The organism is Bradyrhizobium sp. S3.2.6 (assembly GCF_040546885.1).
GTDB lineage: Bacteria > Pseudomonadota > Alphaproteobacteria > Rhizobiales > Xanthobacteraceae > Bradyrhizobium > Bradyrhizobium cytisi.
Window position 1 is genome coordinate 1 of the sequence record NZ_JBEPOS010000056.1, and the last position, 5,138, is coordinate 5,138.

At 58.6% G+C, this 5,138-nt stretch carries 4 protein-coding genes and 1 tRNA gene; 4 read left to right on the forward strand and 1 reads right to left on the reverse strand.

The features are described 5' to 3' along the window. The 4 genes from ABID58_RS37160 to ABID58_RS37175 all read left to right on the forward strand — a co-directional run. A partial coding sequence (locus ABID58_RS37160) for a ubiquitination-like system serine protease family protein (RefSeq protein ID WP_354037779.1) occupies positions 1-747 on the forward strand: 747 nt, incomplete at its 5' end. A gap of 214 nt (positions 748-961) precedes the next feature. Further along, positions 962-2,017 (forward strand): DUF4238 domain-containing protein, encoded by a 1,056-nt coding sequence (locus ABID58_RS37165; RefSeq protein WP_354037780.1) that lies wholly within the window; start codon positions 962-964, stop codon positions 2,015-2,017. Positions 2,018-2,058: 41 nt separating this feature from the next. Next, positions 2,059-2,631, forward strand: coding sequence for a DUF6602 domain-containing protein (locus ABID58_RS37170; RefSeq protein WP_354037781.1), 573 nt, complete (start codon positions 2,059-2,061; stop codon positions 2,629-2,631). A gap of 567 nt (positions 2,632-3,198) precedes the next feature. After that, positions 3,199-3,303 (forward strand) — tRNA-Ser (locus ABID58_RS37175). A 162-nt stretch (positions 3,304-3,465) separates the two neighbouring features. On the opposite strand, the gene ABID58_RS37180 is transcribed toward ABID58_RS37175, so the two are convergent. After that, entirely contained in the window at positions 3,466-4,992 is a 1,527-nt protein-coding gene (locus tag ABID58_RS37180) for a site-specific integrase (RefSeq protein ID WP_354037782.1), read from the reverse strand. Between the last annotated feature and the right edge of the window lie 146 nt (positions 4,993-5,138).

A 5,138-nucleotide genomic window follows, 5' to 3' on the forward strand; every position in this document is an offset into this window, starting at 1 on the left:
CGCACGACAATCATCGCGGCAATCATCACCTCGCCGCGACACCGACTCGCCATCCTGATTGTCGCGCGCTTCCCACCCAGATTGTCGCGCTATACTCAAAGCAAGGGAGCCGAACACATTGCGGGCGATCGCATTCTTCTTTGGTCAAAAAATCCTGCGAGCGATGGCACCGGCGACAGCGACGCCATCGCGCGGGCACAAGCGTCGATCCGGGGGGGGCGGGTAATGGTCATTAATTTCATCGTCAAAGCCAGAGTTGCCTCACGCGCGGGCGCTAGCGCATATCTGAAGCAACCGGGTGACGCAGTCATTGTGGATCGGCAAGGCCCACGTTGGTTGATCATGTCATGCCCCTGTGGGTGCGGGGCCGAGCTGCCGGTAAACCTCGACCGGCGGGCTGGTCCTGCATGGCGTCTGTACGAATCCCCGAAGGGCACAAGCGTTTATCCGTCGGTATGGCGCGATACCGACTGCCAGAGCCACTTCATAATACTGCGCAATAAAATCCTTTTGTTCGGACCGCGCGGAGACGATTGGTGGCTTGACGAGGAAGAGATCAGCGAGGCCGAACTGCTCGACCGAGTGCTCGAAACGCTTTCGGCTCGTGAACAATCAATCGAAGAGATAGCCGATCAAATTGCCGGCAGCGTGCCTTGGGATGTTATGCGCTGTTGCCGGAAGCTTTGCCGGAAGGGCAAAGCGATCGAAGGATCTGGTCAGTCAAAAGGCCGCTTTCGGCGACTTTAGGCGCCGAAAGAGACGTGGATGCGCCAGCGGCGGAGTCACTGTTCGAGCGCAGCGGCGCCAGCGTTGTGAGCGTCGACGGCCCCCGGGTCCCGGCTTTGGCGTATTTCCTCCTTCAGTCGTCCCACCTCCCGTTCCAAGCGTTCGATGTGATCGAGCGTATACAGGCCACCCCAATGGCCATAGCAGCCGAGTAAAACCGCCGAGGCGCCCAACCGTGCAGCCTTGGCTCTTTTTGAGATTGGTGGTGGCGCACGGCATGATATGCTGCCGTCCTCAGCTCACCATCCCTATTCCGGGGCGGTCGTTCGTCGCCATTGAGCGGACCACCAGCCTTATGAATACGCCCCGCAACCATCACTATGTACCCCAGTTCTATCTTCGGAATTTCGCATGTGATCCAGAGAAGAAAAAAATCCGGACGCTTGCCAAGAACGGCGACTATGCCGTTTGGGCCGAGCGCTCGATCGAGGGACTGGGTTATGAGCGCGATCTCTATGTCCATTCCTATGGTGGGATCCCAGTGTCTGTCGAGGATGCAATCAACTACGGCATCGAGACGCCGATCTCAAAGAGCGACACCTGGGCCAAAATCCAGAGCGGCCGCACCGACACCTTGGATCGATCCGACAAGCCCGTGTTGTATGCGCTTGTCCGGCATCTTGAAGCGCGCACGCCGCATTATCTTGCCACGCAGCTGGAGCTTGCCGAACTCGCCGCGCAGCCCGACAGCGACACCCCCTTCACGGACGAGGAGCGTGCCCACTACGCGGAACTCCGGGCGAATGCGGCCCTCACCAAGGAAATGTTCAATTTCATGTCGGAGTCTACCGACTGGAGCGAAGCGGCTTATCGCGGCTCCGGCGTGAGCGTTGTTCGCACGGCCAAGTCCTTGCGGACCTCGACCATCCCCGTCCTGCCGATCCGCGCGCCCGAGCACCCCGCCTTACGGATGCCGCTCCCCGGCATGGTGCCTTACACCTATAATCTCGCGCTCAACCCGACCACCATGTTGAATCTCGTCCTCGCGGATTTTGATGATGCGTTCATAAATGTCGAGCAGGGCGAGGATTTCCGGCTGGGCATGAACCGGCACCTCGCCGTGCAGTTTGGTCATTTTCCGCAAGTCCGCCACATGATCACCGATGCCAACGATGAGCTCGTCCGGGACATGGCGTGGGCTCACTACCGCCTCGAAAAGTCGGACGACCAGCGTATGGTATTTCATCGCCCGGCAAACTCTGCTTCCTCAGCCTCCGGGTCTGGCGGCTAGCAAACCCGTCCCATTCTTCAAATCTTCATGCAAAGACAGTTATGCTTACCAGCCTTGCGACCGTTCTCCATGAACTGCAGCAAGTCGAGGCGGCGAAGCTCGCCAAGGAGAATATCACGCATGCGCCGACCATCGGGGCCATGTATGAGGGGCTGACCCGAGAATTGTTGGATCGCGCTATCCCCGCCGCGCTCGACGTACGCATGGTGAGCAGCTTTATCGAAGGACATGACGGGCAATTGGGGCCGCAGACGGATGCCATGCTTGTCACCGGCGAAGGCAAGCCCGTTCCCTACACAAGCGACTTTTTCTGGCCGATCCAAAATGTCCTCGCCGTGTTCGAGGTGAAGAAGAACCTGTACGGCGCAGATCTGGACGACGCTTTCCAGAAACTTCGCACAATCAATGACATGTTCGACGCGTATGTAGGCGCGCACCCGCTGTTTGATATCAATCCGGCCTTCAATGCCTGCGCGCGGCTTACCGGGCGTTATCCGCGTCGTGCTGAGGTATGGTCGCGCGTAGCAGAATCTCCCCGAAGCAATTTATTGAATGCGACGGCGGCTGGTTGGACTGGGTACGCGCCGGGGGCGATCTCTCCCGGCTTCGCTTGATCGGCACGGGACGTACGAACTGGTTCGCAGCGCTCCGGACCATGCGGCAAGGCGGAGGCGGTCCTCATATATAAGTCAGGACACTCTAATTCAAACTGCTCTTGAGGACTTTCCCCATCATCAGGAACTGACCAAACTGGCTCGAGAAGCAGGGGGTAGAGGGTGAGTTCGGGAGCGCCTCTGAACTGGAACTCCTTGGCTGCCAAAGCAGCTTTTTCAATTTGCGCTCGGCCCGACTCGAAGCGGCCGTGCAGACTCGTCGATAGCGTCCTCAGCGGCGGCGAACGGGGGATGCCGCCGGCCGCGGCGGCGAGGACTGGCGGCGAGCCGATGTCTCGGCGTTGCTGCGGATGTCGCCGGTGGCTGGGTAATGATCGCGGGTGGTCCGGCCCTTTAGCCCGAACAAACCATGACGATAAACGGAGGTATGCGAGGGCAACGGCTGTTGCGGGTCTCCCCGAGTTGAACCTATCGATCGATGGAAGTTGACCCCGTAAAGCCAGAGTAGCTCGTGTTCAGATATCAGGCAGTGCAATGACTATGATCGTGCGACGAATGCCCACTTTCGGTCGGATAAGCCCAGTGGTGCGACCAGTAAGTGATTGATTATTCTCAACCCGGGGCTGACTCTTAATCAGCGGGTCCCAGGTTCGAGCCCTGGTGCGCCCACCACCCTAAGATATTGGCCCGCAAGGGCTTTTTTCAATTCCTAGGCAGAACAAACCGGGTCTCGTGCGACGCTTTTAATGGTCGTACGTCGCACGCTGTGCGACGAGGCGGGTAATTAGGATCGAAGCCCATCCACACTATGGCACGAGACCCCCCGGTCTGCGTTCAGCTCTTCATGCCTTCCTTCCGCACCTGCAATTCAAGCCTGTCGATACCGGAATCGGCGCGAGCCGCATTGCAGGCGCGGTAGTGCTTCACGATCGTCTGCGCACTTCGGTATGAATGCCCAGTGATGTCGCAGATCGTCAGCAAGTCGCAGCCCGCCCGATCGAGAAGCATGACGCAGGTATCACGTAGGTCTTGGTCGTGCTTTTGGTCGAATTCGCCGGCGCCGTTGACGAACATCAGCGCGGGGCAAGGCTTTAGACGCCATGCGGTCTCATGGCCATTACTGTCGCGTGTAGTCTGCGCATCCAGCCATTCCGATAATGCGCCCTTGCGCTGATCGACCGCTCGAGCGCGCTGCGCCTTATTCTCCTCATCGAGAGGAAAGGGGGCGAACAGCTTGTCGACGTTTTTAGTCAGTTCGGCGTTCAGTCGCTCTGCACGAACAATTGCCTGGCGCGCGTTGTCGCGCGCGAGAAAGCCGAAGATAGCGACGGCCCGTACCGTCGACACCCAATGGCGATAGGTACTCTCGTCATAAGGCTCACCATTGTCCTCGTTGACCACGAGCTCGGGTGGCACCTTATCCAGCTGAAGCCGAAGCTTGAGTTCCTTTATTCGTGCACGCGAGGCATTTAGTCGTGCGCTGAGTTGTGGCGCCTCCTTGATGTCGACAAGCTCACCAGTCTTGCTCTGCCGAAACGCGTGCCGGCCCTCGACGTCGCTCTCATTGCGCATAATTAAGCGGTCAGTCTGGCGTTGCCCAGTGAACAACGCCAGATGGAAGCTATCCCCGACCGAAGGCCGTTCGATCGCATCGGCTGCTGCGACCCACGCGGAAAATTCGGACATCGCAACCTGTACGATGCGTCCGTCTGGATGATCGAACTCCATGCCTTCTCGCGGGTTGGGTCCGAGACGCCACAAGACGCTTTCCTGTCCCCAACTGAATGCCGCTGAGAGCGTGGCTATCATCGAGAGCGCCATATGATGACCGCGAGCCGATTTCGCATAGTTATAGAAGGCGCGGAGCTCCGGTTTGCCGATTGATGTCGGAGTGGCGGTCGCGATCGCCTCGAGTTCTCGTGCGGGCTCGGCTACGCCGAGCAGCTTGGCGGCACGGATTTCGGCACGCATCTTTGCCGCGGATTCGCGTGATTGCGGTCGGTACAAGATAGCGGAGATACATTTGCGATAAGAAGATTGCGAGGCGGACGACAACGCCTTGAACTCAACCGACTTGCTCCAATCGTCCAGAAGATCTTCGATCGTAGAACGCTTGCGGATCGTAATTTTCTTCGGCAGCTTGCCGGCACGGCGAGCCGCCTCGATTTCCGACTTTCGTTTGTCTGAAAAGTCTGAGGCTTCTTGGAGATTGAACCACGCACCGACCGGGCGTCCTTTTTCATCGTACGGCGGATGGCGCAAGTCGGCATCGACAAAGCCGAGTGCCCTGGCATAAGCGCCGTGCGACGAGCGAGGACGGCCATCGCGCCACTTCACATGGGGAAACTTGGGATCGGCCATAGAAAGCCTCAGTGCCGGTAAGAGATGGCACCCATTGGAATCTAGCGCGATCTAGTTCAGCGTTTTCTTGGTTCGAATCATATCAGGCGGCGTCGGCGAGTTTGTAGGACCAGGTATGGATGACGGGATGGCGATTGATGTCGTCG